22 protein-coding genes, 1 riboswitch and 1 other annotated feature are annotated in these 26,049 nt (G+C 59.7%); of the genes, 6 read left to right on the forward strand and 16 right to left on the reverse strand.

What is annotated here, in order from left to right; translation table 11 throughout:
- Positions 1–115 precede the first annotated feature (115 nt).
- Positions 116–319: riboswitch (cobalamin riboswitch) on the reverse strand.
- Between the two features lie 16 nt (positions 320–335).
- The 10 genes from M516_RS0100300 to gpr all read right to left on the reverse strand — a co-directional run bounded on the left by M516_RS0100300 (position 336) and on the right by gpr (position 10,693).
- The gene (locus tag M516_RS0100300; RefSeq protein WP_029097328.1) at positions 336–1,430 is read right to left on the reverse strand and encodes a M24 family metallopeptidase; all 1,095 of its coding nucleotides are present in this window, start codon (positions 1,428–1,430) and stop codon (positions 336–338) included.
- Positions 1,431–1,457: 27 nt separating this feature from the next.
- Positions 1,458–1,805, reverse strand: coding sequence for a hypothetical protein (locus M516_RS0100305; RefSeq protein WP_152523321.1), 348 nt, complete (start codon positions 1,803–1,805; stop codon positions 1,458–1,460).
- Between the two features lie 106 nt (positions 1,806–1,911).
- Positions 1,912–2,805 (reverse strand): nickel transporter permease, encoded by an 894-nt coding sequence (gene nikC, locus M516_RS0100310; protein WP_029097330.1) that lies wholly within the window; start codon positions 2,803–2,805, stop codon positions 1,912–1,914.
- A gap of 12 nt (positions 2,806–2,817) precedes the next feature.
- On the reverse strand, positions 2,818–3,828 hold the full coding sequence (locus M516_RS0100315; protein ID WP_035288531.1) for an ABC transporter permease: 1,011 nt from the start codon (positions 3,826–3,828) through the stop codon (positions 2,818–2,820).
- Positions 3,829–3,907: 79 nt separating this feature from the next.
- Complete coding sequence (locus M516_RS0100320; protein ID WP_029097332.1) at positions 3,908–5,560, reverse strand: ABC transporter substrate-binding protein; 1,653 nt, start codon at positions 5,558–5,560, stop codon at positions 3,908–3,910.
- Between the two features lie 155 nt (positions 5,561–5,715).
- Positions 5,716–6,687: an ABC transporter ATP-binding protein gene (locus tag M516_RS0100325; protein ID WP_029097333.1), complete on the reverse strand. Its 972-nt coding sequence runs from the start codon at positions 6,685–6,687 to the stop codon at positions 5,716–5,718.
- Positions 6,688–6,705: 18 nt separating this feature from the next.
- The gene (locus tag M516_RS0100330) at positions 6,706–7,674 is read right to left on the reverse strand and encodes an ABC transporter ATP-binding protein (protein ID WP_029097334.1); all 969 of its coding nucleotides are present in this window, start codon (positions 7,672–7,674) and stop codon (positions 6,706–6,708) included.
- Between the two features lie 227 nt (positions 7,675–7,901).
- Positions 7,902–8,210 (reverse strand): DUF3679 domain-containing protein, encoded by a 309-nt coding sequence (locus M516_RS0100335; RefSeq protein WP_029097335.1) that lies wholly within the window; start codon positions 8,208–8,210, stop codon positions 7,902–7,904.
- A 6-nt stretch (positions 8,211–8,216) separates the two neighbouring features.
- On the reverse strand, positions 8,217–9,398 hold the full coding sequence (gene spoIIP / locus M516_RS0100340) for a stage II sporulation protein P (protein WP_029097336.1): 1,182 nt from the start codon (positions 9,396–9,398) through the stop codon (positions 8,217–8,219).
- Positions 9,399–9,586: 188 nt separating this feature from the next.
- Entirely contained in the window at positions 9,587–10,693 is a 1,107-nt protein-coding gene (gene gpr / locus M516_RS0100345) for a GPR endopeptidase (RefSeq protein ID WP_029097337.1), read from the reverse strand.
- A 157-nt stretch (positions 10,694–10,850) separates the two neighbouring features.
- On the opposite strand from gpr, the gene rpsT reads away from it, so the two are divergent.
- Positions 10,851–11,126 carry a 30S ribosomal protein S20 gene (gene rpsT, locus M516_RS0100350; RefSeq protein WP_029097338.1) on the forward strand — a complete coding sequence of 92 codons (276 nt, stop codon included), beginning with the start codon at positions 10,851–10,853 and terminating at the stop codon, positions 11,124–11,126.
- 42 nt (positions 11,127–11,168) lie between these two features.
- Here the strand turns inward: rpsT and holA are convergent, their stop codons facing one another.
- From holA to M516_RS0100370, 4 genes are all read right to left on the reverse strand, one after another.
- The gene (gene holA, locus M516_RS0100355; RefSeq protein ID WP_029097339.1) at positions 11,169–12,215 is read right to left on the reverse strand and encodes a DNA polymerase III subunit delta; all 1,047 of its coding nucleotides are present in this window, start codon (positions 12,213–12,215) and stop codon (positions 11,169–11,171) included.
- Positions 12,216–12,566: 351 nt separating this feature from the next.
- A complete protein-coding gene (locus M516_RS0100360; RefSeq protein WP_029097340.1) occupies positions 12,567–13,439 on the reverse strand; it encodes an anti-sigma factor in 873 nt (290 codons plus the stop codon).
- Entirely contained in the window at positions 13,439–13,984 is a 546-nt protein-coding gene (locus tag M516_RS0100365) for an RNA polymerase sigma factor (protein WP_029097341.1), read from the reverse strand. The genes M516_RS0100360 and M516_RS0100365 overlap by 1 nt, the downstream gene beginning before the upstream one ends.
- A 52-nt stretch (positions 13,985–14,036) precedes the next feature.
- Positions 14,037–16,421: a DNA internalization-related competence protein ComEC/Rec2 gene (locus tag M516_RS0100370; protein WP_029097342.1), complete on the reverse strand. Its 2,385-nt coding sequence runs from the start codon at positions 16,419–16,421 to the stop codon at positions 14,037–14,039.
- 129 nt (positions 16,422–16,550) lie between these two features.
- Between M516_RS0100370 and M516_RS0100375 the strand changes: the two genes are divergently transcribed.
- The 5 genes from M516_RS0100375 (at position 16,551) to comER (ending at position 22,396) form a co-directional block, all read left to right on the forward strand.
- Positions 16,551–16,982, forward strand: coding sequence for a deoxycytidylate deaminase (locus M516_RS0100375; protein ID WP_029097343.1), 432 nt, complete (start codon positions 16,551–16,553; stop codon positions 16,980–16,982).
- Between the two features lie 207 nt (positions 16,983–17,189).
- Complete coding sequence (asnB, locus tag M516_RS0100380; RefSeq protein ID WP_029097344.1) at positions 17,190–19,115, forward strand: asparagine synthase (glutamine-hydrolyzing); 1,926 nt, start codon at positions 17,190–17,192, stop codon at positions 19,113–19,115.
- Positions 19,116–19,537: 422 nt separating this feature from the next.
- On the forward strand, positions 19,538–20,392 hold the full coding sequence (locus tag M516_RS0100385; protein WP_029097345.1) for an AraC family transcriptional regulator: 855 nt from the start codon (positions 19,538–19,540) through the stop codon (positions 20,390–20,392).
- Between the two features lie 307 nt (positions 20,393–20,699).
- Positions 20,700–21,497 (forward strand): helix-hairpin-helix domain-containing protein, encoded by a 798-nt coding sequence (locus M516_RS0100390; protein ID WP_029097346.1) that lies wholly within the window; start codon positions 20,700–20,702, stop codon positions 21,495–21,497.
- A 65-nt stretch (positions 21,498–21,562) separates the two neighbouring features.
- Positions 21,563–22,396: a late competence protein ComER gene (gene comER, locus M516_RS0100395; protein WP_029097347.1), complete on the forward strand. Its 834-nt coding sequence runs from the start codon at positions 21,563–21,565 to the stop codon at positions 22,394–22,396.
- Positions 22,397–22,533: 137 nt separating this feature from the next.
- Here the strand turns inward: comER and leuS are convergent, their stop codons facing one another.
- Together leuS and M516_RS0100405 are read right to left on the reverse strand one after the other, a co-directional pair.
- Positions 22,534–24,951 carry a leucine--tRNA ligase gene (leuS, locus tag M516_RS0100400; RefSeq protein WP_029097348.1) on the reverse strand — a complete coding sequence of 806 codons (2,418 nt, stop codon included), beginning with the start codon at positions 24,949–24,951 and terminating at the stop codon, positions 22,534–22,536.
- 66 nt (positions 24,952–25,017) lie between these two features.
- Positions 25,018–25,258, reverse strand: a binding site (T-box leader).
- Positions 25,259–25,304: 46 nt separating this feature from the next.
- Positions 25,305–26,048 (reverse strand): class I SAM-dependent DNA methyltransferase, encoded by a 744-nt coding sequence (locus M516_RS0100405; RefSeq protein WP_029097349.1) that lies wholly within the window; start codon positions 26,046–26,048, stop codon positions 25,305–25,307.
- Between the last annotated feature and the right edge of the window lies 1 nt (position 26,049).

A 26,049-nucleotide genomic window follows, 5' to 3' on the forward strand; every position in this document is an offset into this window, starting at 1 on the left:
ATCCCCCGTGTTGGACGAGAGATGCCTGGCTGCATGCGGACACGACAAAAGAACAGACGCGGGGCGCCTTTTCTTTCCGTTCCCTGCTTTCCACACATCCCCATCCTCGTGGGTTGAGCGTGATCGCTTCACGGCAGGTCTCCTGGCTTGGGTTCATCGCCCCCTGCACCTTCCCATCTCCCCGAATCTAGCGAGACAGTGGCTGTCGCAGGGCGCTCCCCGTCACAGTGGCGGGACCGCGTCGGACTTTCACCGAACTTCCCTTTTAAGCGCCCGGGCGCACCTGCACCCGGACGGCACCGTGAAACGCGCTATTCCGTTTTTTCGTCTGAGCCTTACCCGATGACGGTCAGCTGTTTCGGGAACTGCGTCAATACCTCGCAGCCGTTTTCCGTCACCAGCACGTCGTCCTCGATCCGCACGCCGCCCACGCCGGGGAGGTAAATCCCCGGTTCGATCGTGAAGACCATGCCGGGACGAAGCACCGCCTGGTTTTGCCCGTGAACCGACGGATACTCGTGGACGTCCATGCCCAACCCGTGGCCCAGACGGTGCATGAAATACGGGCCGTACCCTTTCTCCTCAATCACGCGGCGAGCCGTCTGGTCGAGGTGAGCCAGCGTGACGCCGGGGCGCACCTCGGCGATGGCTGCTTCGTTGGCCGCGAGCACCGTCTCGTAGATCTCCCGAAGCTGCGGACTGATCTCGCCGACCGCAAAGGTGCGGGTGATGTCGGACACGTAGCCGTCAGCCGCCACGCCTAGGTCAAACAACAGCAGTTCTCCCTCGCGCACCTGCCGGCTGCCCGGAGTTCCGTGCGGCAGCGCCGATTTTTCCCCGGCCAGCACCATCGTGTCAAACGACGGCCCGTCCGCCCCCAGCCGCTTCATCTGGTACTCCAGTTCGGCGACGATCTCCATCTCGGTGACGCCCGGTTTCACTTTTTTCAGGCTCTCGCGCAGCGCCTCTTCCACCAGCCGTACGGCGTGCTTGATGCGGGCTACTTCCTCCGCCGACTTGATCAGCCGCATTTCGCGGAGCGGCTCTTCCACATCGGCGTACCGCGCTGCCGCCACGACCGCGCTCATCGCTTCGAAGCGCTCCACGGTCATGTGGCTCTTTTCGATGCCCAGCCGCGTCAACCCGGCGGGCAGCGCCTGTTTTAACACGTCGTACGGATTGTCCGTATCGGTATGCGTCAGAATCTGCTTGACGCCGGACGCCGCTTCGGCCGCCGCTTCGCGATCCAGCGCCGGGACGATCAGCGACGGTTCGCCCTGCGCCGGGATGATGAGGCCCATGAACCGTTCGTGGGGTTCCGTAAAAAAGCCGGTCAGATAGTAAACGTGTTTGGGCGAGGTGATCAACACCGCGTCCAGCTCTTCCTTTTCCATATACGCGCGCAACTGCTGCATGCGCTCCTGGTACAACTCGCTCACCCTGCTTTCTCTTGGTTTCTACTGCGAGGATACCATGTCCCCGGGAAAAAAAGAAGCGGACGGGCAAAAAAAACCGACGCCCGTACCCTGTACCGGCTGTACGCGGCGGGCCATCGCTACCGCTGCACCGAACGGCTGCCGGAAATCCGCGTGCCGGCGCTGCTCGTCTACGGCCAGCAGGACAAGCGGATGCACGCGTACGGCCGACTGCTTGCCGAGCGCCTGCCCCATGCCCGGCTGGTCCTGATTCCCGGCGTCACGCATCAGGTCGTCACCCGGGGCGCCGATGCGTGTAACGAACGGTGCCGGGCGTTTGTCCAATCGGTTGGACGCGAGACTGTCGACGCGAAATGAGCGCAGAGGCATCCGCCCGGTTGGGTCTTTACATGGACCGGGCGGATGAAGCCGAAAAAGGCTGTCGCCCATGCAAAAAGGCTGCCGAGCACCTCGACAGCCGGACGGGTTGGCTTTTTCAGTGTTTCATCCGCGGGTCCAGCGCGTCGCGCAGACCGTCGCCGATCAGGTTGAAGCCGAGCACCGTCAGCATGATGGACAAGCCGGGGAAGATGACGGTCCACGGCGCTTTTTGAATGTACTGGCGGGAGTCGGACAGCATCAGTCCCCACTCCGGCTGCGGCGGCTGCGCACCCAGTCCGAGGAACCCCAGGGCCGCCGCTTCGAGAATCGCCGTGGCGATGCCCAGCGTGCCGGTGACGATGATCGGCGCCAGGCTGTTGGGCAGTATGTGCTGCAGAATAATCCGCGAGTTTTTCGAACCGATCGCCTTCGCCGCCATGACGAACTCTTCCTCTTTCAGGCTTAACACCCGCGAACGGACCAGCCTTCCGTAGGTGGGAATGTTGACGATGGCGATCGCCAAAAGGGCGTTTTCCAGCGATGGGCCGAGCATCGCCACAATCGCGATGGCGAGCAGGATGCTGGGGAAGGCCAGCATGATGTCAAACAGCCGGGAGATGATCATGTCCACCCACCGGCCGTAATAGCCGGCGAGCAGACCGAGAAACGTGCCGGCGATCACCGACCCGATAACGGAGAACAGCCCGACGCGCAGGGAGATTTGCGCCCCGTAGATCACCCGGGTAAACACGTCCCGCCCGTTGTAGTCGGTCCCAAACCAGTGCTCGGCCGACGGCGGCTTGTTCTTGTCGATCAGCTCTCCCTTGTCGTATGCGTAGGGGGTAATGTACGGAGCCAGCAGGGCCAGCAGCACAAACACGAAAATGATGACGAAGCCGGCGATGGCCATCCTGTTTTTGCGGAGCGTCCGCCAAGCGTCGCGCCAAGGAGACGAGACCGGCTCGTCGGGTTGCTGCACGCGTACCGTTTCCACATGGGTTTCTGCCATAAGACGTCCTCCTTAGCGGTATTTGATGCGCGGATCGACGTAGGCGTAGAGGAGGTCGACCAACAGGTTGATCAGGACAAAAATGGTGGCGATCACGAGAATGCTCGATTGAATGACGGGATAATCGCGGTTTCCAATCGCCGTAAAAATGTAGCGGCCTACGCCGGGCCAGCCGAAAATCGTCTCGGTCAGGACGGCCCCTCCGATCAGCAGCCCCGTCTGCAGCCCGACGATGGTCAGGACGGGAATCATCGCATTTTTCAAGGCGTGCTTGTACACCACGAAAAACTGCCCCAGCCCCTTGGCACGCGCCGTCCGGATGTAGTCGGCGCGCATGACTTCCAGCATGCTGGAACGGGTGATGCGGGCGATGATCGCCATCGGGATGGTCCCCAACGCGATGCTTGGCAGAATCAGGTGCTGGATGACGTCGCGGAGATGATCCCAACGTCCGGCCAGCATCGCGTCGATGATATAGAAATGCGTAATCGCCGTTACGGGATCACGCGGATTGTCGCGTCCAATGGAAGGCAGCCACTTCAACTCCTGGGCAAACACCCACTGCTCCATCAATCCCAGCCAGAATACGGGCATGGATACGCCGATCAACGCGATCAGCATGCAGATGTAGTCAAACCACGAGTTTTGCTTCCAGGCCGAAATGATTCCGGCATTTACGCCGATGAAGACGGCAAATATCATGCTGACCAGCGTCAATTCGACCGTGGCGGCCAGGTACGGCCCCATTTCCTTGGCAATGGGGGCCTTGGTGTGCAGCGAGTCGCCCAGGTCTCCTCTGAGAATGTCCCACAGGTAGTGGAAGTACTGCACGTACCAGGGGTTGTTCAGCCCGAGCTGCTGCCGCAGCTCCTCCAGAGCTTTGGGACTTGCCTTTTCCCCCAAAATGGTCAGCGCCGGATCGCCGGGGATGGCGTGAATAATGGCAAATACAATCAGCGACATGCCAAACAGCACGGGAATCAGCATCAACAATCGTCGAATGGTGTATGACAGCAAGGCCATCTCCTCGCTTTCCTTCGCGTTTTGCACATGAGAGAAGGGTAAGAAGAAGGGTTCCTCTTACCCTTTGTTGCCGTCTGCCTTATTGGATGTCTACCTTTTCTACGCTTTCGCTGCCTTTGGGATGAGGCTGATAGCCCGTGACGCTCTTTTTCGCGGCGAGCGGCGGAGTGGAGTGCGCGATCGGAATCAGCGGCGCGTCGTTGAAGATAATCTCCTGTGCCTGCATGTACAGTTTTTCCCGCTCCGCCTGATCGGGCGAGGACTGCGCTTTCAGCAGCAGTTGGTGGACTTCCTCGTTGACGTAGCGAGGAATGTTGTTGCCGTTGATCGTGTTTTTGTCAAGCAGTGTGTACAGGAAGTTGTCCGGGTCGCCGTTGTCGCCGGTCCACCCGAGCAGGCACATGTCGTACTCGCCTTTCCTCGTTTTTTCCAGATAGGTGGCCCACTCCATCGTGACGATTTCCGTCTCGATGCCGATCTTTTTCAGGTCCTGCTGAATCGCCTCGGCCATCTTCTTGCCGTCCGGAATGTACGGACGCGGCACCGGCATCGCCCAGAACTGAACCTTGAAGCCGTTGGGATAACCCGCCTCCGCCAGCAGTTGCTTGGCCTTGTCCAGGTTGTAGTCGCGGTCCTTGATCTGGTCGTTGTAGCCCCAGAGGCTCGGCGGCATCGGGTTGGTAGCCGGTTCACCCAGGCCGCTGTAGAACGCTTTGACCAGTTCCGGCTTGTTGATGGCGTGGCCGATGGCTTGACGCACCTTCGGATTGTCAAACGGCTTCTTCTCCGTGTTGAACGCGAGGTAGCCGACGTTCATCGACGGGCGCAGGATCAACTGCAGGTCCTGGTTCTCCTTCACGCTCTCCGCATCGTCCGGATTGAGGCCGTCCATCAGGTCGATTTCGCCGGAGGTAAGCGCGGTCAGGCGCGCCGTGTTTTCCGGAATGACTTTAAAGACGACCTTGTCCAGTTTGGGCAGTCCCTTGTTCCAGTAGTCGGGGTTTTTCTCCAGCGTGATGGTGTCGTTCCGCTTCCACTCCACGAACTTGAACGGCCCCGTACCAACCGGCTGCTCGCCCAGCTTTCCGCCTTCGATCGCTTTCGGAGACGCGATCGCAAACGGCGACATGCCCAGGTTGGCCAGGAACGGCGCCAGCGTCCGGTTCAGCACAAACTGCACGGTGTACGGATCGACCACCTTGACCTCCTTGATCACGTGGTCCTTGTCGCCCTTGTAGCCGCCGAACATGTCGTTGTAGTACGGATAGCCCTCGCTGTCGTGGTACTTGTTGTTCTTGTCCATCCAGCGGTCAAAGTTGAACTTGACCGCCTCGGCGTTGAAATCGGTACCGTCGTGGAACTTCACGCCCTGGCGGAGCTTGAAGGTGTAGATCAGGCCGTCCGGCGAGATTTCCCAGCTCTCCGCCAATCCCGGAATGACCTTGGTGCTGGTATCTTCATAGTTGACCAGCGTTTCGTAAATGTTTTCCGTCACCTTGAAGGTTTCGCCGTCGGTCTCCCGGATGGGATCGAGGCTTTTCGTGTCGGCGCCGCGGCCGATGATCAACTGCTTGGGACCGCTGTTGGCCGGTTCCGTCGCCGTCTGCCCCGGCTGGTTTTGTCCCGACTGGTCAGCCGGCTGCTGGGCCGTTTGCGAGCCGCTGCATCCTGCCAGCGCCATGGAGAGCGCCAACAGGCTGGCCATCGCAGCGGTAAGCACGTTCTTCTTCATGGATGAATGCCCCCTTTTCCTCCGTTTTTTTGACATGCCGTTGATTGGTTGGTTTGGACGTCACCGTTCTCCGCATCCCCCCTTTGCCTGGGAACAGGCGGCGTTTCCCCCGCCCGTGTGGCGGTCTTCCGCTCCTGCCCGGTCCCCTCCGTGACTCAGGCCTTGTACAGATGGCAGGCGATGAAATGGCCGCCGCCAACGTCCTGAAACGCGGGACGCACGCTGCGGCATTCCTCGGTCACATGGGGACAGCGGGTGTGGAACGTGCATCCGCCGGGCGGATTGGCCGGGCTGGGCACGTCCCCCTGCAGGATGATCCGTTCCCGCGCGGCATCCGGATCGGGCGACGGCACCGCCGACAGCAGCGCGCGGGTGTACGGGTGAAGCGGATGGGCGTACAGCGTTTCGCTGTCCGCCAGTTCCACCAGACGCCCGAGGTACATCACGCCGACGCGGTCGCTGATGTGGCGGACGACGCTCAGATCGTGGGCGATGAACAAGTAGGTGAGCCCCAGCTCCCGCTGCAGGTCCTGCATCAGGTTGAGCACCTGCGACTGGATGGAAACGTCCAGCGCGGACACCGGTTCGTCCGCCACGATCAGCTTGGGGTTGAGCATCAGGGCCCGGGCGATGCCGATCCGCTGCCGCTGGCCGCCGCTGAACTGGTGCGGATAGCGCTGCGCGTGGTAGCTGCTCAAGCCGACCACTTCCAGCATCTCCCTCACCCGCTTTTTCCGTTCGGCGGGCGTACCGATGCCGTGCACCACAAGCGGTTCTTCCAAAATCTTCTCAATATTGTGCCGCGGATTGAGCGAGGCGAACGGATCCTGAAAGACAATCTGCATGTGGCGGCGCATCCTGCGCATCTCGTCCGCTGTGAGCGCGGTGATGTTGACGCCGTCGAACGTCACTTCGCCGGCGGTCGGTTCGATCAGCCGCAGCAGGGAACGTCCGGTCGTCGACTTGCCGCAGCCGCTTTCGCCCACCAAGCCGAGCGTCTCCCCCCGCTTGACCGTGAACGACACGTCGTCCACTGCCTTGACTACGCCAATCTCTTTCCCGAAAACGCCGCCTGTGATGGGGTAGTATTTTTTCAGGTTCTTGACAATCAGCAGATCTTCAGCCACCTGCATGCTCCTTTCGGGTTAATCGTACAGCCAGCAGCGGGTGCGTCGATTGGGTCCCGCCGGTCTCAGCTCCGGCATCTCCGTCCTGCACCTGTCGGTCGCGTGCTCGCAGCGCGGGGCAAATCGGCAGCCCACGGTGAGCGATCCGGGAATCGGCACGTTGCCCGGAATGGAGTACAGCCGCTTCCGTGCCCCCTCCAGCTTGGGCAGGGAATGGAGCAAACCGATCGTGTACGGATGTTTCGGCTCTTTCAGGATGGAGCGGACGTCGCCTTCTTCCACCACGTTGCCCGCGTACATCACGACGACGCGGTGGCACATCTCCGCAACCACCCCGAGGTCGTGCGTGATCAACATGATCGCCGTTTCCGACTCGCGGTTGAGCTGCCGCATCAGATCGAGGATCTGCGCCTGAATCGTCACGTCCAGCGCTGTCGTCGGTTCGTCCGCAATCAACAGCTCGGGATTGCAGGCCATCGCCATGGCGATCATGACCCGTTGCCGCATGCCGCCGGACAGTTGGTGCGGATATTCGTCAACGATCGCTTCCGCACGCGGAATGCCCACTTTTTTCAGCATGTCGATCGAGCGCTGCCTGGCCTCTTTTTTCGTCGCGCCGGTATGTAAACGGATCACTTCGCCAATCTGGTCGCCGATCGTGTAGACGGGATTGAGCGATGTCATCGGCTCCTGAAAGATCATCGCGATCTCGTTGCCGCGCAGCTCCCTCATGCGCTTTTCGCTGGCCGCGACCAGCTCTTCCCCCTTGAACCGGATGGAGCCGCCGACTATCTTGCCGGGAGGGTTTGGCACCAGTCTCATCACGGAAAGCGAGGTCACACTTTTCCCGCACCCGGATTCGCCGACGATGCCGACCACTTCCCCTTTGTTCACCCTGATGGAAACGCCGTCGACGGCGGGGATTTGTCCGCGGTCCGTGAAAAAGTGCGTCTGCAGGTTTTCGATCTCAAGCAAAGGCTGTGACACGCCGTGCACCTCTCTTACCGATATATTCCATAGGACAAGACGACTAGCTGTGATCAATTATGCCATTAATCCAATTTTTTGGCAACGTATTAAATTCATATAATTACAACTTGACTAAACAAACAAAATCTTTTATCCGTTTGAACCAACAAGAAAGACCCGCATGTGCAGCGGGCCTGTTTGAAACCTGACTGTTCGCCTTCATTTATTTGTCCGTAAACGACCGCTTATGGGGCAAACATCCCGGCCATCCACTCGACGGCCGACTTCGCCCCGTCTTTCACCAGCCGCCCCAGCGATTGGCCCGCGCTGCTGACGTAGTTGACCATCTCGTGCGGCGCGGCCGCCTGCACCTGTGTGCCCATCACTGCGATCTCCATCTGGCCCTTGTCCAGTTTTTTGATGTAAAAGGTCTGCGGCTGCTGCTCCGGCGTTCCGCTCACCTTGTGGATGCCGCGCTCGGCCGTCTGCAGCCCCAGCGCCACGCCGACGAGCAGGATGACCACCATCCCCGCCAGCTTCACCGTCACGTTCATGCGTCCTCACCTCTTGGCGGGCTCGCCGGTGAGCGGTTTGCCCACCTTTTCCGCCTGCCAGTAGTACTCGGCGAACACGTCCGCCAGCGCTTCCGCCGTGTTCAGCGACTCCTGCAGCGTGTTGCTCGTTCCGCCGATTTCCATTAAAAGGCTTCCCGGTGAGATGGACTGGTTATACTCGCCGTGGTCGGTTTTCGCCCCTTTTTCCATGACGCCGCGGGACAGGCCCGGATACATCTTTTCCATCAGGTGGTGCAGTTCGGTGGCAAACTGCTCGTTTTTCTCGTAGTTTTTGTTTCGCTTGCCGATGACCAGCAGGACGCGGGCGTAGGTCTTGCCGTTGATGGTGGCGGTGGTTTTGCTGCGCGGCGCGGTGTCGCGGTGCAGGTCAAAGAAGTAGTGCAGCTCCCGGTTCCGTTCCGTCGCCGCCTTGACCGCCCGCAGCGATTCGGCGTAGGAGAGGGCGTAGTCCAATTTTTTGTCCAGCAGCTTCTGGTAGATGTCTTCCGCATTGAACTCCGTGCCGATGCCTTTCTCGTTCAGCGCTTCCGCCAGCCGCTCGCCGACCAGCGAGATGTTGCGCTGGGGGTGGTCGACCGATGTCCCCACGGGCTTGGTTTCGCTGTACCAGGACTCGCGGTTGTGGGTGTTGTAGACGTAGACGATTTTCTTTCCGCCGGTGGTCGGGTTGGGCAGCGGTGCCGCCTTGTTCTCCTCCGGCTTCGGCTGCGCATCGTCCGCTGCCGTCTCGCCGCTGTCGCCGGACGGCGCCGCATCGATCACCTGATGCGGATAGGCGGGATATTCCACGTACAGGTCGGCCAGCGTGGAGTCTTTGCCGGCGACGACGAAGCGGGCGTCGTCCGCCGTCAGCATGCCGGGCAGTTCCCTTCCCAGCAGGCTGCGCAGGTCACCCGGCTGGATGCCGGTGGCCACCTGGAACAAAAAGCCGGATACGCTGTTGGCGCCCCGTTCTGTCGACGCCTGCACCGTCTCGGTCAGGGCGGGAATCTCCTGTCCCATCCACTTGAGCATGGCCAGGCTGGACACGCGGGCCGCCGCCTGCTGCACGGCGGACGAGGCGATCATGACGCGGTTGCCGTGCATCGCCATCACGCCGGTGACGATGAACAGGAAGGCCGTAATAATGGAAAGCGCGACAAATTGGCGCTGAATCAGGGTTGCCATCTGTCTCCCTCCTCATGCTGTTTGCATTGACAGCGGACTGTACAATCGCCGAACGCTTGTCTATGCTTTAGCCTATGAGCGTCATAGAGACGATAGAACCCTTTTCTACCTTTTCTCTCACCGCTAGTTTTTCCGTCCGCGCCGTCACAGGGGAGCGCTCTCCAAAAGACGGCCAAGACGGCGGTCCGTCAGTGCGTGTAGGCAGCGCTGTTCTGCCCGTTGACGGCACGGTGCAGCGACTGGTTCAACCCGGTGGCGAGCACGTTGGCCACCCCTTCGATGAAGTCGTCCACTTCCTTGGGCGTCACCACCAGGTCTTGTCCCAGCGGCCGCAGCACCTCGTGAATGAGCTGCCGCTTTTCCTCCTCGGGCAGCGAGCCCACCAGGCCCAGAAACGTCTTGCGCGCCTCCATGTCGGGCAGATCTTCTTCCGTATACGGTTCTTTCCGCTCCGGCAGGCTGCTCATCGCCAGCTTGCTGGCAGGCCGGTTGCTTTCCTGCATCGACTGTCCAAAGTGGCCGAGCAGATAGGTGATGGCGTCGTTGACAATCGTGGAGGCAAACACGACCGTCGGTACGCCGATCGCGATCACCGGGATGCCCAGCGTCTTCTCGTCGATCGCCTTCCGCTTGTTGCCGACGCCGGAGCCGGGGTGAATCCCCGTGTCGGAGATCTGGATCGTGGTGTTGACGCGGTGCAGCGCGCGGGAGGCCAGCGCGTCGATGCAGATGACAAAGTCGGGCCTGCTCTTTTCCACCACGCCGTAGATGATCTCGCTCGTCTCGATGCCGGTGATCCCCAGCACCCCCGGCGAGAGGGCGCTCACTTCGCGGTACCCGTCTTCCACCGACTCGGGAGCGAGCGTAAACAGATGGCGGGTGACGAGCAGGTTTTCCACCACCATCGGTCCCAGCGCGTCCGGCGTCACATTCCAGTTGCCGAGGCCGACGACGAGCGCCTTCTTCTCTTCCGTGATGCCCAGTTCGCGGAGAAACCGGGCAAACTCCCGGGCGAACCGCTGGGCTACCCGTTCTTCGACGGCCGTGTCGTTGTCGCGCAGCTTCGGCACCTCGATGGTGATGTAGTGGCCGGGCAGCTTGCCGATCTGCTGGCCCGCTTCCTCGCTCTCCACGGCCAGGCGCGTTACCTTGATCCCCGCTTCCGAATCGTCCGTCTCGATCCGGACGCCGGGAATCGGGCCGCCCTGCGGCTGCCGCTGCTGAGCCAGTTCATGCGCTTCGAGGGCCAGGTCGGTCCGGATGGCATACCCGGACAAATCGATGTTGTGCTCCATCTGTATATGCTCCCTTCTCCAATTTGTTCCTGCTGTTAGGTTGCTTGAAACCCCGTTTTTTATTCCGAATCCTTTCTTGCAAATGGCAGGTCTGCGTGCTAGAATAAGTTTTGTTGTATTTCCTGCATGCCTATGGTCGTCTAAGGAGGTGACACACATGCCAAACATTAAATCCGCGATCAAGCGCACCAAACAAATCGAAAAGCGCCGCGCACAACGCGCTTCTCAAAAGTCCGACCTGCGTACTGCGATGAAGAACTTTGAGAAAGCGGTCGCTGCTTCCGATGTCGAACTGGCGAAATCCACTCTTCTGGTGGCTGTGAAAAAGCTGGACAAGGCCGCTACGAAAGGTCTCATTCATAAAAACGCAGCAAACCGTCAAAAGTCCCGCTTGATGAAAAAGTTCAACGCTCTGAACGCTCCTGTGGCGTAAGAGTAAACGGTACATCAGAGAAAAAACCCGCGAACACCTGGTTCACGGGTTTTTTGCTTTGGTCCGTTCCTCGTAGACGCGCGTCATGAACAGCTCCAGGGCCAGCCGCTTGTCCACCTGTCCGGACTTCATCCGGTAGTCTTCCTCGGCCAATATGGCCAGGAGCCTTCTCAGCGCTGCTTCGGAAAAGTGGCGCGCCTGCTCCATCGCTTTTTTCACCGCGTACGGGTGCACTTTCAGCATGCCGGCCAACTGCTGCTGCGAATACCCGCGCGGCGCCCACTGCCGCACGTGCAAAAGCAGCCGGAACTGCCTTGCCAGCAGCGCCACGAGGCGAATCGGCTCTTCGCCCGTTTTCAGGCAGTCGTACAGCATCCGCAAGCCTTTGTCCAGCCTTCCTGCGGCCGCATGCTCGATCAGGGCGAACACGTCCTGTTCCAGCGTGCGCGAGGCCAGCGTTTCGATCACCTCGTCCGTGATGACCGCTCCGCTTCCCCCCACGAACAGCGCCATCTTTTCCAGCTCCTTGTCCAGCAGGCGCAGGTCGCCGCCTGCGCGCTCCACCAGCTTCACCGCCTGCGGCCGCTGAATGACCGCCTGGTACTTTTCCGCCTGACGCTCCACCCAGGCGTACAGATCGGCGTCCCGCAGCGGCTGAAACGGAATCACCTTGGCCTTCTGCTGCAGGACCTTGACCAGTTTTTTCCGCTCGTCCAGCTTGTCCGCCTCCGTATGCAGCACCAGCGAGGTGTAGGTCGGCGGCTGCTCCAGATAGGCAAGCAGCACGTCGGGATCGCTCTCCACCTTCGTCGCCGGCTTGCTGCCGGTCAGAAAGTACGCCTGCCGGGCGATCACCAGGCGATGATCCCCCAAAAACGGCAGCGTCTCCGCATCCTGGACGATTTCGGCGAGCGGTGTTTCCGTGCAGTCGTACACGCTCAGGTTCAAATCGGCGAAGGCCGGATCGATCATCGCCCGGCGGGCCGCCGCGAGAAACTCTTCGGCGAGAAAAGACTCCGGGCCGTACAGGACGTAAACCGGCGCAAACTGCTTCTGTCTGATCTCCCGGATGGCCGAAAGCAGCGGCATGGCTTCTCCTCCTCCTTCGTATTCCTGGGCTATTATAGCACAGTTGCGCGCGCAACGGGCACCCGGGGACGTCTCCGTCACAGACGCGGCGGACCGGTCCGCTCCTTCCCGGCGGGGGTGTTCTCCTGTAGGGTGAAACGAAAAACCGCAGCCGTACAGGCTGCGGTTTTTCGTATGGGCACCTCTATGTAAACGTTTTGGGAGAAGTCCCGGGATGCCTCCTCCTGAAACGGTAAGCAGGGGGTGCTGGATACTGCAATATACGCAACACCCTCGCTGCCGGTGCCGGTCCATTGGGAAAAGACACGTTTGTCACGAGCGGACACGAACGCTGCACGCGCAGAGGGGGCGTCAGTCCCTGTCGCGCGATTTCCCTTTGTCGCTGCCGGAATGATCGTCGTCATCCCGGCTGTTCCGATCATCGCGGTCGTCGCCGCCGTCATGCTCTTTTTTTTCCTTCCTGTCGGACTTTTTTTCCTTATCGTCCTGCTTTTCTTCCAGGCCAATCGGAAAAACCGGCTTTTCTTCCGGAGGCTCGATGACCGGCCTTACGGGCGGTTTGGGTTCCACCGTCTTTTTCGGTTGGGCGGCTGGCTTTGCTGGTTGCGATTTCGGTTCCGCCTTGGGCTTTTGATCTTTTTTCTCTGTAGCCTTCGGTTTCACCGTCTGCGCCGGTTTCTCCGGCTGTTCCCCCGGTGTTACGGATGATGAATGAGTGCTCGGTGGGGGCACTGGCGGGCCAACCACGGCAGGGGCCACCGCAGGCGCTTCTTCACCAGGCGAACCTTGCTGGTACCCGTCCGCTTCCGGCTGCTTGTCGCCGCTGCCCATGAAGAGCAGAAAAACGAGCAGACAGGCGGCAACTGCGCCGCTGCCGATACGGGCCATCCAGACGTACGCCCGCCGCCACTTCGCCGGTTTCTCGGCAGCAGAAGCCGCCTGCTTCACCTCCAGCTTGGGCAGCGGTTCCCGCTTCGGGCCTGATTCAGCTGCCGGCCGGACCGAGCCTGACTCCAACTGCGGCAGGATCGCGTCCACAAGGCTGTAGGGTGGTGTGACAGGGGGAAGTTGTTCCAACTGCTCAGACACCCTTTTCAAGCGGTCGTACTTGAGCTGCAGGTCGGGATCGTTCCGGAGCATGGCGAGTAGCTTCTCCCGCTCTTCCGGTGAGAGATCCCCGTCCATATCCCGCTGCATCCACTCCCAGATTTCTTCGTCCATCATCAACCGATCCCCCCTTTCTGATAGTCGTGCAACAACTCCTGCAGTTGTTGTCTGGCCCGAAACAAATACGACTTGACCGTATTCAGCGGCAGATCCAATGTCTCGGCGATCTCCTGGTAGGACAAATCCTCGAGATAGCGGAGCACCACCACCATGCGGTACTGTTTGGGCAGTTTTCCGATCGCCTGCTGAATATCGCTCGACAAACTGGTGAGAAGGATTTCGTCTTCTACGTTGTTTCGATCAGGGATGATGAGCTCATGCTCGTCAATCGAGACCGTTTCCTTCTTGGCGCGAAATTTATCCATGCAAACGTTGCTGACGATCCGCTGCACCCAAGTGGCAAACTTTGCCTTTTCCTGGTACGTGTCCAGCTTTCGATAAATCCGGATCAACGCTTCCTGGGAAGCATCGAGAGCGTCCTGTTCATTTCCTAGGATATAATAGGCGCTGCGGTAAACAGAGGCCTCAATCGATCGGAGCAGCTCGACAAGCGCGTCGTGATCCCCGGCTTGCGCCATCCTGATCAGCTCTGCTTCTCGCATAATCTCCTCTCCCTCCTACAGACGGGGCGCTGCTGAAAAAGGTTGCAAGCTTTTATATATCGGTGGTTTGCGTCTGCCAGTGCACCGATCCCTTGCGGATGACCAGGGTGACGGCCCCTTGCAGATCTGTTCGGTAAACATTTGCCCCCGTGTCCATCAAACGCTTGACCACGACGGGCGAGGGATGCCCGTAGCGGTTGTTGCGGCCAGCCGAAATGACGGCGGCCTGTGGTTTTGCTGCAGCCAGCAAAGCGGGAGAGCTGGATGTGCTGCTGCCGTGATGCGCCACTTTCAGCACGTCGACGGGTGACGGCAGGCTGCGGGAAAGCAGCTGCTCTTCCCCTGCCCGTTCAATATCGCCGGTAAACAAAACAGTCGTGCCGTAAGCGGTGAGACGCAGCACGACAGAAGCGTCGTTACCCGTATGTGCCGAATCTCCGTCCGGGTGAAGCCAGGTCCACTCCACGCCGGGGACGTCCGTCCATGTCTGTCCCGGCCTGCCGGTCAGGACAGGTACGCGTCTTGCGCGGAAACGTTCGAGAATCGCTGCTTCCTCTTCACGGGGAGGTGTGCCGTTGACGAGCACCGAGCCAAAGGCAAAGCGCGGCACCAGCGCTGCCATCCCTCCGATGTGGTCGTGATCCCCGTGCGTCATCACCACATGGTCGATCCGTTCAATCCCGCGCGCTCGCAAAAAAGGCAGCACGACGTCTTTCCCCACTTCAAACGGATCGCGTCGCTCCCGCCAGGATTCCCTGGCAGGGTACCGGGGTGTTCCACCCGCATCTATTAAGTATACCTTCTTTTTACCAACTTCGACAACGATAGAATCTCCTTGACCGACGTCGAGAAACGTGATCCGCACTTCGTCCCCGCCGGCGAACGGCTGTCTGGCGGCCGCGAGCAGAAACAGAAAAAGGGCGGCGTACAGCCAGCGGTCTCTCGGACGATGGTAGCCCCGCCGCCACAGAACGGGCAGCGCCGCGAGAAAAAGCGCGTACACCGCGATCCACCACCACTGGGGATGCGGCCAATGGGAAAACGGCACCGCCAGCTCCTCCAGCCAAAACAGCGGCCCGTGCAGCCACCGCAGCAGGGCGGAAGCAAGCCGGACGGGCAGTACGGCCAGCGCCGGGTGAATCAGACCGAGCAATAGCGCGAGGTAGCCTGCGGGCAGCACCACCATCGAGAGCAGCGGCACTGCCAGCAGGTTGACCAGCCAGGAGAGCGGCGAAAACTGGTGAAAATGGTAGATGAGAAACGGGAACGAGACGGCCTGCGCGGCAAAGGTGACGGCCAGCGACGTGCGCAGCCACTCGGGACCGCGCGTGAAAAACCGGCGGCCGACGGGCACGAGGACGATCAGCCCCAGCGTCACGCCGAACGAGAGCTGGAACCCCAGGTGCCACAGGTAGTACGGATTGTATCCCAGCATCAACAGCAGCGCCCAGCCCCACACGTCCCTTCCCTCCACCTGTCGGGCTCCCGCCTGGCAGAGCAGGCCGATCGCCCCCATGATTCCGGCGCGCACCGCGGAGGCGCCGGCCCCCACGATCAGGACATAGCCGACAAGCAGCACCATCGTCAGCGCCAGGGCCGGCCGGCGCGGCATCCCCGCCCTCTCTACGCTCCACACGAACATCCCGCTGACCAGCGTCACGTGCAGCCCGGAAATGGCCAGCACGTGACTCAGGCCGAGGTTGTCGTACATCGCTTCCGTTTCCGGCGACACTCCGTCCGTGATGCCCAGCAGCAGCGATTGCATGTAACCGGCCGCTTCCTGGTCGGGAAACAGCAGGGCGATGCGGTCGGCGGCTTCCGTCTGCCATCGGCGAAACAGCATCATCACGCCGGACTCGGCAGGCTCCACCCGGATGTCGCCGTACTCCGCTTCCGCCGTGACCCGCACGCCCTGCCACCGCAGATAGCGGGCGTAGTCGAACGCATGGGGGTTGCGGGCCGGAGACGGCAGCGACAGCCGGACCGTGGCCGACAGGCGGCTGCCCTGCATCCACCGCTCCGCCTCACGCGCTTCCGGCTCACGGGACAAACGGACCCGCAGGGCGATCCGCTCCGCTGCCGCCGTCCCGGACATCTGCCGCCCGTTTTTTCCCCACGTTTCGACGGACAGAAAAAGCCGGGCCGTATCGCCGTCGCGCTTCACCGGCGAGTCAATGACGCCGGCGACTACGATCGTCTCGCCGTCCTCCGCCATCGGCAGCAGCGTCGAACGGTGGAGATAGTCGTACCCTTGAAAGTAAAGACCTGCTAGAATACAGATGAGCGCATGGCAAAGAATCCGTTTGCGGTGCGGGCGGGGCAGGAGCGGGCAGACTGCCGACGCGGCGGCGGCCAAAAGGGCCAGCCAGGCGGCCTGCAGGTAGGCCCCCGCCAGCAGCCCGCAGACTGCCGCGAGGCTCGCGGTAAAAACGGTCACGAACGTCACCCCCGTGTCATGTGCCTGAGACATCGAGTGTACACAAGGGGGAAGGGACAAAAAAACGGTGCAAAAAATGCGTGCCAGCGGAAACCACACCCGCATGGTCCGATCAGAGGGAGGGCAGTCATGACGAGGAAAAGTTGGGATGAATACTTCCTGGACATCGCCGAGCAGGTGTCTGCCCGTTCTACGTGCAACAGGCTGCACGTCGGCTGTGTCATCGTGAAGGACAAGCACATTGTCGCCACTGGCTACAACGGCTCCATCCACGGACACGATCACTGCGAAGACGCAGGCTGTCTTCTGGGGGACGACAACCGCTGCCACCGGACGATCCACGCCGAGACAAACGCCTGCCTGCACGCGGATCGGGACAGCCTCAAGGGAGCCACCGCCTACGTGACGCATGAACCGTGCGAAAACTGCTCCAAAATTCTCGCCCAGGTGGGCATCAGGCGGATCGTCTACCGCAACGCCTATCCGAACAAATGGAACCAGTACTTTCTCAAGGATCTGGAAGTCGTTCACATGCCGCCGGAACCGTCGCGGCGGGACTGACTCCTGTGAGCGAAGCGGGGCACTTTCCGCTCTGCTCCCCCCGTCCGAAAGACCCGGCGGCGTGCACGACACGCCCGTTTTCGATGAGGTGCCCGAGGGGACCTCTCTTTGCTGCGGAGACAGCTTGGGCATTCGGAGCGATTGCGTTGACCGTCAATCCGTGATAGAGTTAGCTAGAGCAATCAGTGAGAGGAAGAGTCATTTCATATGTGTGGAATCGTATCAGTCTACAACAAGCGGCAAGCGCCCGTCGACCAAGAGACGATCGGCGCCATGACGCGTGTCATCCTGCACCGCGGTCCAGACGATGACGGCTTTCACCTGGAAGACAACATCGCCCTGGGCTTTCGTCGTTTGAGCATCATTGACGTGGAAGGCGGCCACCAGCCGCTGTTCAACGAGACGCGTGACATCTGGATTATCGGCAACGGCGAAATCTACAACTACAAGGAACTGCAGCACTGGTTGAAGGGGTGCGGACACGTTTTCCATACCGATTCCGATATCGAAACCATTCTGCACCTGTACGAAGAGGTGGGAATGGACGCACCGAAACACCTGCGCGGCATGTTTGGCTTCACCATCTGGGATTCCCGCAACAAGCTGCTCTTTGGCGCCCGCGACCACTTCGGCATCAAGCCGCTCTACTACGTGGAGACGGACGACGCGATCGCCGTGGGCAGCGAGATCAAGAGCCTGCTGGAACTGCCCGGAGTCAGCCGGGAAGTCAACCACACCGCGTTTTATCATTACCTGACGTTCCAATACGTCCCCGATCCGGAGACGATGTATCGGGGCATCTACCGCATCCCGCCCGCCCACTCCTTCGTCATCGAGAACGACCGGATTCGGCTGCAGCGCTACTGGGACGTCGAGTTCAAACCGGACGAAAGCAAGCCGTTCTCCTACTTTGTGGAAGGCACGCGCAGCATCCTGCTCGAATCCGTCGACAAGCACCGGGTCAGCGAGGTGCCGCGCGGCGCGTTTCTGTCCAGCGGCGTCGACTCCAGCAGCATCGTCGCCATGCTGCGCACGTTTGAGCCGGTGAAGACGTTTTCCGTCGGCTCCGACATCCCTGGCTACAGCGAGCTGGACTACGCCCGCCGTACCGCCGAATACCTCGGCACCGAACACCACGAGCTGGTCGTCAACGCGCAGCGCTACATGGACGAACTGCCCCGACTCGTCTGGCACCAGGACGAACCGGTGGCCGACCCGTCCGCCATCCTGCTCTATTTCGTCGCGCAGATGGCCAGCGAACACGTCACCGTGGTGCTCTCCGGGGAAGGGGCCGACGAATTTTTCGGCGGCTACAACATCTACCGCGAACCGCACTCGCTGCGGATGTTCTCCCGGATGCCCGGCTGGATGCGCCATTCCATCCGCTACCTGGCGGAAAAGCTGCCGGATCAGGTCAAGGGCAAAAACTTCCTGATCCGCGGTTCGAAGACGGTGGAAGAACGCTTCTTCGGCAACGCCCTGATCTTCAGCGAAGAGATGAAGGAACGGGTCGTCATGGCAGACATTCGCCGCTCCGAGGAGTACCGCTCCCCGTGGACGATTACGGAAGACATCTACAAGCGGGCCAGCGAGTACGACGACGTCACCAAAATGCAGTACCTGGACATTCACACCTGGCTGCGCGGCAACATCCTGATGAAAGCGGACAAGATGACGATGGCCAACTCGCTGGAACTGCGCGTTCCGTTCATCGACGTCAAGGTGTTTGAATTTGCCGCCACCATCCCGACCAAGTACAAGATCGCCAACGGCACCACCAAGCACGTGCTGCGGGAAGCGATGAAAGATTTTCTCCCGCCGGAAATCAAGACGCGCAAAAAGCTGGGCTTCCCCGTGCCGACGCGCCACTGGCTGAAAAACCACTTTTACAAGTGGGCAAAGGAGATCATCTTCGAATCCAAGGTGGACGATCTGATCAACAAGGCGTACGTCCTGTACATGCTGGATGAGCATCGCGAAGGCAACGCCGACTACAGCCGCAAGATCTGGACGATTTTGATCTTCATGCTGTGGCATCAGATCTTTATCGAGCAGAAATACAGCTTCGGGCCGTATGTCAGCCCCAGCGTGGAAATCCGCCGCAAAAAGGAATCGCTGGAGCACATCGGATAATAGCGGTACCCGAACCCAACGGCTTCGCCCGGAACGACTCCGGGCGGGGCCTTTTTCAATGAGCCCGTTTTCCCCCTGTTTGCAACGTGAAGACGGCTATATCTTTATTTGATGAACTTGCCTAGATGCAAGTTTTTTATTTTTCAAAAAGTATCTTGGAGCAGCTGCTGAAAACAAATCATCATGAACTTCCATTGCTAACACAAGCCAGACGTATGAAAAACCCTCGTAAAAGGAGGCTTGGTACTGTGTTACGAATATGATATATGTCTTCGTTTTCCATTTGATTCGGTTTTATAACTGCTGGAAAGAACATGGCACAAGTACGTCTATTCGTTGTTATCTTGCAATATTGTGCACGAAATGCAAGACCTTGTTATTTCGATTGCTTTATATTGAATGGCGAAAGGATGGTCATGAGGATGGATTGGGTCTCCAGAATGAATGAGGCAATTCGCTATATCGAAGATCATCTTACCGAAGATATTGCTTACGCTGAAGTAGCCAAAGTCGCGTGTTGCTCCGCCTACCATTTTCAACGCATGTTCTCTTTTATGACTGATGTTTCTTTGTCTGAATATATTCGACGACGGCGTCTCACGTTAGCGGCTTTTGAACTTCAAAGCAGCAATATAAAAGTAATTGATGTTGCGCTCAAGTATGGCTACGATTCACCCGAGGCTTTTGCCCGTGCGTTTCAAAATCTACACGGCACTACGCCGACTGCTGCACGTAACGTAGGAACCAAACTGAAAGCCTATCCACGAATGACCTTTCAATTCTCAATCAAAGGAGTTGCGGAAATGAACTACAGAATTGAAGAACTCAGTGGATTTACAATTGTTGGTGTAAAGGAACGTGTCAACACAGAAAATGCTTTTCGCCTAGTGCCTGGAATATGGACTGGTGCAAGAGAGAAGGGCGTCTTCGAGAAACTGTGGGAGATTCGTAATGCTACCCACAAGTTACGAGGTATTTTAGGGGTTTGTGCGAATGGAGAATGGGGGAAAAATGAAGAATTCGACTACCTATTAGCTATCGTGTCTGATCAAGTTCCTCCGGAAGGTATGATAAGAATGAACGTTCCGGAAGCTGCTTGGGCGGTATTTGAAGCACCTGGATCCCCGGATGGTATTCAAGACATCTGGAAACGTCTATATACGGAGTGGCTTCCCGTATCAACCTATGATCTTGCTGACTTGCCCGCAATTGAATGCTATTTGCCTATCGAAGAGAATAAAAATGAGTTATGGGTTCCGGTCGTCAGAAAAGTATGAACCTTATGAAAAGCCGTGGTGCGTGAGGCCCTTGCCGCTACAGATGGAGCGGAGAACCGTCCCATGAATGAGAGGTCAGATCATTCCGCTATCGGGTAGCGATCGTTCAATAAAACGTGGCAGTCTAGAACGTTATTTTTGTTCTCCCTGCCATGTTTTTTATTGATGGAAGCGCAGGCTACAACTTATGATTGCTCCACCCTTTCCGAATCATTTGCACATCCCCGCTGTCTTTTTGTAGCATCCGGGTAGAGAGCCGTTGAAGCCCTCGCGGCATGGCCGGACGAGACGCAAGGGGGGTTTTTTCATGTTGTACGAATGGTGGGAACGATACCGACGCATCGCAATCGCCGCTGCAGTGATCCTGTTTGCGGGAATTAGTGTTTGGCTGTACGGAGAACAGCAGGCCGGGAGTACAGCGGAACTGCCGCTGCGAGAAGTGGCCGCCGCAGCGGAGGACAAGCCGTCTCCCTCTGCCGGGGAAACGCGTCCTTCCGGCGAACCAGACGCGGCTGTCGACGAACGTTCCCTTCAGCAGGATGCGGTAGAGCTTGGGCGGCCGCCCGATACCGGAGCTCCGCCCCTGTTCGTGGACGTCAAAGGAAAGGTAAAGCAGCCCGGCCTGTACCGGTTTGAGGCCGGAGCGCGAGTAGCCGACGCCATTGCCCGGGCGGGGGGAGCCGCGCCGGATGCGGACGTGGAGCGGATCAATCTGGCCGAGCCGCTAACGGACGGCAGCGCCGTCGTGGTGCCGGCCAAAGGCAGCCCTGCCTCTCCCTGCGGCCAGACGGCGGCTCTTTCCGCAATCGCGGGGGCAGGCGCCGGAAGCGTGGGAGCGGGCAGTCCGGGCGGCAGCCTGGCTGCGGGAAGCTCCACCGGCGTTTCCGGCAGCGGGAAGGCCGGCGGCGCACAACCCGTCAATCTGAACACCGCCGGTCTGGAGGAATTGATGACGCTGCCCGGAATCGGCGAAGCGCGGGCCAAGGCGATCCTGGCCTACCGGACGGAAAACGGGGCGTTCCGTTCGCCGGAGGAGCTGAAACGGATCAGCGGCATCGGCGACAAGCTGTACCAACGGCTAAAAGACCTCGTCCGTGTCCGCTAGTGATGGTCATGTTCCGTCTCCTGTGCACATACAATGGGGAGAGAACCAGCGAGGGAGGAATGGACATGGACAGGATCGGGTTTATCGGCACGGGCAGCATGGGCAGCATCCTGATCGAAGCCCTGCTCGCGGCCAAAGCCCTGTCTCCCGGCCAGATCATCGCGAGCAATCGCACCCCCGCCAAAGCGGAATGGTTGGCCGAACGTCACCCCGGTCTGACCGTGGCGGCCAGCAACGCCGACGTGGCCCGCGATGCCCGAATGCTGCTGCTGTGCGTCAAACCGTTCGAATACAGGCAAGCCTTGGCACAGACGCTTCCGGCGCTCACACCGGAACACACCCTGCTTACGATCACCAGCCCCGTCAGTCTGAAGCAGTTGGAAACGCTCGTCCCCTGCGCCGTAGCCAGAGTGGTGCCCAGCATTACGAATGCCGCCTGCAGCGGCGTCAGCCTCTTCGAATTCGGGTCGAGAATCGACAGTGACACGCGGGAACGAATTCTGACCCTCTTCTCCCAGATCAGCCATCCGGTGGAAGTGGCGGAGCCGTTTTTGCGCATCGCGTCCGACATCAGCAGCTGCGGCCCGGCCTTTCTCAGCTATATCCTGAGCCAGATGATCGAGGCCGCCGTCGAGAAAACCGGCATCTCCGCCGAAGCCGCCTCTTATCTGACGTCCCAGATGCTCATCGGAATGGCAGACCTGCTGAAACAGGAGATGTTTACGCTGTCTGCCCTGCAGGAGCGGGTGTGCGTGCCGGGCGGCATCACTGGCGAAGGGCTGATCCCCCTGCGCGAAGCCGTTCCCGGCCTGTTCCAGCAGGTGTTTGAACGGACGCACGCCAAATTTGCCGAAGATCGCGAGCACATGGCCCGCCATCTTGAGGCGCCGCCTGACTGACGCACCAAACCAAAAAGGCGCGTTCCCTGCCGGAACGCGCCTCTTCTGGTAGATGCGTTTGCCTCCTGTATCTTCCGTGCTGCCTATTTGTCTTCCGTGCTTCCGCTGTGAAGCGTGCGGGAATGGATGCGTACCTGTTACTTGACCACGATGTTGACCAGTTTGCCGGGGACGGCGATCACTTTCACGATCGTTTTGCCGCTGGTCAGTTCCTTGATCGTCTCGTTGCTGACGGCCAGTTCTTCCATCTGCTCTTTGGTCGCGTCGGCAGGGATGCGCAGCTTTTCCCTGTTTTTGCCGTTGATCTGCAGCACGATTTCCACTTCGTCTTCCACCAGCTTGGATTCATCGTACTCCGGCCACGGCTCGTACGCAATCGTATCGGTGTGGCCCAGTTTTTCCCACAGCTCTTCACCGATGTGCGGGCAGATGGGCGACAGCAGCTTGACGAACCCTTCCATGTATTTCTTCGGCAGCACTTCCGCCCGGTAGGCTTCGTTGACGAAGATCATCAACTGCGAAATGCCCGTGTTGAAGCGGAGCGCCTCGTAGTCTTCGGTCACCTTTTTCACGGTTTGATGGTACACGCGCTCCAGTGCGGCCGATTCGCAGTTCTCCTTGATTTTTTCGTTCAAGCGGCCGTTGTCGTCGACGAACAGGCGCCATACGCGGTCGAGGAAACGTCGCGCCCCGTCAAGCCCTTTGGTGGACCAGGCGATGGAGGCGTCCAGCGGCCCCATGAACATTTCGTACAGGCGGAGCGTGTCGGCGCCGTGGCTCTGCACGATCTCGTCCGGATTGACCACGTTTCCTTTGGACTTGCTCATCTTTTCGTTGTTCTCGCCGAGGATCATGCCCTGGTTGAACAGCTTCTGGAACGGTTCTTTCGTCGGCACGACGCCGATGTCGTACAGGAACTTGTGCCAGAAGCGGGCGTAGAGCAGGTGGAGCACGGCGTGTTCCGCCCCGCCGATGTAGATGTCAACGGGCAGCCATTCCTTCAGTTTTTCCGGGTCGGCCAACTGCTGGTCGTTGTGCGGATCGATATAGCGCAGGTAGTACCAGCAGCTTCCCGCCCATTGCGGCATCGTGTTGGTCTCGCGGCGTCCCTTCAGCCCCGTTTCCTTGTCGACGACGTTGACCCATTCCGTGATGTTGGCGAGCGGCGATTCGCCCGTGCCGGACGGCTTGATTTCCTTCGTCTTCGGCAGGACGACCGGGAGCTCCTCTTCCGGCACCACTTTCATCGTTCCGTCTTCCAGGTGGATGATCGGAATCGGCTCACCCCAGTAGCGCTGACGGCTGAACAGCCAATCGCGCAGGCGGTAGGACACTTTGCGCGCTCCCTTGCCGTTTTCCTCCAGCCATTCGATCATCTTGTTGATCGCCTGCTCCTTGTTCAGCCCGTTCAGGAAGCCGGAATTGACGTGCTCGCCGTCGCCGGTGTAGGCCGCTTTGGTCACGTCTCCGCCGACGATCACTTCCTTGATCGGCAGGCCGTACTTTTGGGCAAACTCGTAGTCGCGCTCATCGTGCGCCGGCACCGCCATGATGGAGCCCGTGCCGTAGCTGATCAGCACGTAGTCGGCGATCCAGATCGGCAGCCGCTCCCCGTTTACCGGATTGATCGCGTACGCGCCGGTAAACACCCCGGTTTTTTCCTTGGCCAGGTCGGTGCGCTCCAGATCGCTCTTCCGTTTGGTCTGCTCCAGGTACGCCTCCACCGCCTGCTGCTGTTCCGGCGTCGTGATGGTTTTCACCAGCTTGTGTTCCGGCGCGAGCACCACATAGGTGGCGCCGAACAGCGTATCCGGGCGGGTGGTAAAGACGGTGACGGTCGCGTCGTGACCCTCGATCCCGAAGACGACTTCCGCCCCTTCCGAGCGGCCGATCCAGTTGCGCTGCATCTCCTTGATGCTCTCCGGCCAATCCAGCTCTTCCAGGTCTTCCAGCAGGCGGTCGGCGTAGGCCGTGATCTTCAGCACCCACTGCTTCATCGGGCGGCGCTCCACCGGGTGGCCGCCGCGCTCGCTCTTCCCGTCAATGACTTCCTCGTTGGCCAGCACGGTTCCCAACGCGGGGCACCAGTTTACCGGCACTTCATCGATGTAGGCCAGCCCGTGTTCGTAGAGCTTCGTAAAGATCCACTGGGTCCATTTGTAGTAGTTGGGGTCGGTCGTGTTTACCTCGCGATCCCAGTCGTAGGAAAAGCCCAGGGATTTGATCTGCCGGCGGAAGTTGTCGATGTTGCGCTGCGTAAACTCCGCCGGATCGTTTCCGGTGTCGAGCGCGTACTGTTCGGCCGGCAGGCCAAAGGCGTCCCACCCCATCGGATGGAGCACGTTGTAGCCCTGCATCCGCTTCATCCGGGCCAGGATGTCGGTAGCCGTATAGCCCTCCGGATGGCCGACGTGCAGCCCCGCGCCGGACGGATACGGAAACATGTCGAGCGCGTAAAACTTCTTCTTGCTCTTGTCTTCCAGGGTTTTAAACGTTTTGTTCTTCTCCCAGTATTCCTGCCACTTTTTTTCGATCTCGTGATGATTGTAAACCATTGTGACGCACTCCCATCGTGAAAAGATAACGATAATAAGAAAACCTCCCGCCCCCGGCGCACGGCCGAAAGGGACGAGAGGATTCAGACGCTCCCGCGGTACCACCCTGATTGGCGAACGAATCGTTCACCCGCTTGATGTCCCTATCGCGGACGAGACGCTCCTCCTTACGCAGCCGGCGGAACCAGCCGGCCTTCGGGCGGAGTGCTTCGAGGCGAGTTCGGAAAGTCACGGGTTGACTCGCACCTGCCGTCAACTCTCTGATGCCGTGGTTGCCTTTCGTACTACTCCTCTTCAACGCATTCTCACGTTTGCGGTTGTATTCCGATTATAGACAATCCGTACCAACCGTGTCAACGCTCGGGTCGACGGGCGGCGAAAAACAGCCGTTCGCTGGTTTCGTGCGGCGGAAGGCCGGTGAAATCGGCCGTGATCTCCACCTCGTCAAACCCCGCGTCCGCCAGCCAGCGCATCATCTGAACCGGCTGGTACGCCCGCTGCCAGTGCTCCTCCTCCACCCGCTGGTACAGCCCGTCCGGCTGGCGCAGGAAAAAGGTGAGCTGGTGCTCCACCTCCAGCCGAATCGGGTCGCAGAAACATTGCCAAATGTACGAAACTTCGTCTTCGACCAGCGTAAACGTCTGATTGCCAAACACGTGGAGCATCTTGTAGGGGCTGTGAACGTCGAACAAGAACGTGCCGCCGGGATTCAGATGCTGATAGACACGGGCAAACGTCCGCTTGACGTCTTCCTCTTCCGTCAGATAGCTGAGCGAGTCGCACAGGGAAATGACGGCGTCGGCCGCGGGCAGATCCAGCTCCCGCATGTCCTGCTCCACCCAGGTGACCTGAACCTGCTCCCGCTTCATTTTATCGTAGGCCACCGCCAGCATTTCCGCCGAGAGGTCCACCCCCGTCACCCGGTAACCGCGCTTGGCGAGCGGAATGGCGATGCTGCCTGTTCCACAGCCAAGGTCGATCACCTGCCGGGGTTTTCCCCGCTTTTCCCAGACCCGCTCCAGCCAATCCAGCCATTGATCGTAGGGCGAATCGGCCATCAGCCTATCGTAGACGGCCGCCAAATGCGCGTACGCCATC

It is taken from the genome of Brevibacillus thermoruber 423 (assembly GCF_000454065.1).
Classification (GTDB): Bacteria; Bacillota; Bacilli; order Brevibacillales; family Brevibacillaceae; genus Brevibacillus; species Brevibacillus thermoruber.

Bases quoted from the DNA above. Each gene is read 5' to 3' on its own strand.
- M516_RS0100305 (WP_152523321.1), bottom strand. From the start codon at position 1,805: ATGCCTCTGCGCTCATTTCGCGTCGACAGTCTCGCGTCCAACCGATTG.
- nikC (WP_029097330.1), bottom strand. From the start codon at position 2,805: ATGGCAGAAACCCATGTGGAAACGGTACGCGTGCAGCAACCCGACGAG.
- M516_RS0100315 (WP_035288531.1), bottom strand. From the start codon at position 3,828: ATGGCCTTGCTGTCATACACCATTCGACGATTGTTGATGCTGATTCCC.
- M516_RS0100320 (WP_029097332.1), bottom strand. From the start codon at position 5,560: ATGAAGAAGAACGTGCTTACCGCTGCGATGGCCAGCCTGTTGGCGCTC.
- M516_RS0100335 (WP_029097335.1), bottom strand. From the start codon at position 8,210: ATGAACGTGACGGTGAAGCTGGCGGGGATGGTGGTCATCCTGCTCGTC.
- spoIIP (WP_029097336.1), bottom strand. From the start codon at position 9,398: ATGGCAACCCTGATTCAGCGCCAATTTGTCGCGCTTTCCATTATTACG.
- gpr (WP_029097337.1), bottom strand. From the start codon at position 10,693: ATGGAGCACAACATCGATTTGTCCGGGTATGCCATCCGGACCGACCTG.
- rpsT (WP_029097338.1), top strand. From the start codon at position 10,851: ATGCCAAACATTAAATCCGCGATCAAGCGCACCAAACAAATCGAAAAG.
- holA (WP_029097339.1), bottom strand. From the start codon at position 12,215: ATGCCGCTGCTTTCGGCCATCCGGGAGATCAGACAGAAGCAGTTTGCG.
- M516_RS0100360 (WP_029097340.1), bottom strand. From the start codon at position 13,439: ATGATGGACGAAGAAATCTGGGAGTGGATGCAGCGGGATATGGACGGG.
- M516_RS0100365 (WP_029097341.1), bottom strand. From the start codon at position 13,984: ATGCGAGAAGCAGAGCTGATCAGGATGGCGCAAGCCGGGGATCACGAC.
- M516_RS0100375 (WP_029097343.1), top strand. From the start codon at position 16,551: ATGACGAGGAAAAGTTGGGATGAATACTTCCTGGACATCGCCGAGCAG.
- asnB (WP_029097344.1), top strand. From the start codon at position 17,190: ATGTGTGGAATCGTATCAGTCTACAACAAGCGGCAAGCGCCCGTCGAC.
- M516_RS0100385 (WP_029097345.1), top strand. From the start codon at position 19,538: ATGGATTGGGTCTCCAGAATGAATGAGGCAATTCGCTATATCGAAGAT.
- M516_RS0100390 (WP_029097346.1), top strand. From the start codon at position 20,700: ATGTTGTACGAATGGTGGGAACGATACCGACGCATCGCAATCGCCGCT.
- comER (WP_029097347.1), top strand. From the start codon at position 21,563: ATGGACAGGATCGGGTTTATCGGCACGGGCAGCATGGGCAGCATCCTG.
- leuS (WP_029097348.1), bottom strand. From the start codon at position 24,951: ATGGTTTACAATCATCACGAGATCGAAAAAAAGTGGCAGGAATACTGG.
- M516_RS0100405 (WP_029097349.1), bottom strand. From the start codon at position 26,048: ATGGCGTACGCGCATTTGGCGGCCGTCTACGATAGGCTGATGGCCGAT.